The organism is Klebsiella sp. K47 (genome assembly GCF_051858335.1).
In the GTDB taxonomy this organism is placed as follows: domain Bacteria; phylum Pseudomonadota; class Gammaproteobacteria; order Enterobacterales; family Enterobacteriaceae; genus Klebsiella; species Klebsiella pneumoniae.
The window spans coordinates 1-290 of the sequence record NZ_JBPYUI010000132.1 but is presented as its reverse complement, the minus strand read 5'-3'; the positions used below and the strand labels follow the sequence as shown (position 1 = coordinate 290).

At 34.8% G+C, this 290-nt stretch carries 1 protein-coding gene; it reads right to left on the bottom strand.

Annotation, left to right across the window (positions count from 1 at the left end; genetic code table 11):
* A partial coding sequence (locus RRF55_RS27415; protein WP_439419219.1) for a transposase-like zinc-binding domain-containing protein occupies positions 1 to 129 on the bottom strand: 129 nt, incomplete at its 3' end.
* Positions 130 to 290 lie beyond the last annotated feature (161 nt).

Sequence of the window (290 nt, the reverse complement as noted above, 5' to 3'; positions counted from 1 at the left end):
ATGGTCACCAATAAACTGACGTTTGCAGTCTTTGCATTGGTAGTTTTGTTTCCCATCTACTTTGATGCCATTTTTCTTTATACTGTCACTGAGGCAGGTTGGACATTTGTTTTCTAGAGTTATTTGCATTTCTCTATTTTATCAAAATTCAACCTGCTTTTTTTTAGCATACTTTTTGATACACCACCCAAAATTTATTTCAATACCTTATTACCTGAAAGCACTGTTAGCATCACATCTCGCAGCTTCATTAACGAGAGTCATAAAGCTAATTCAATCGAGGTTCTGTT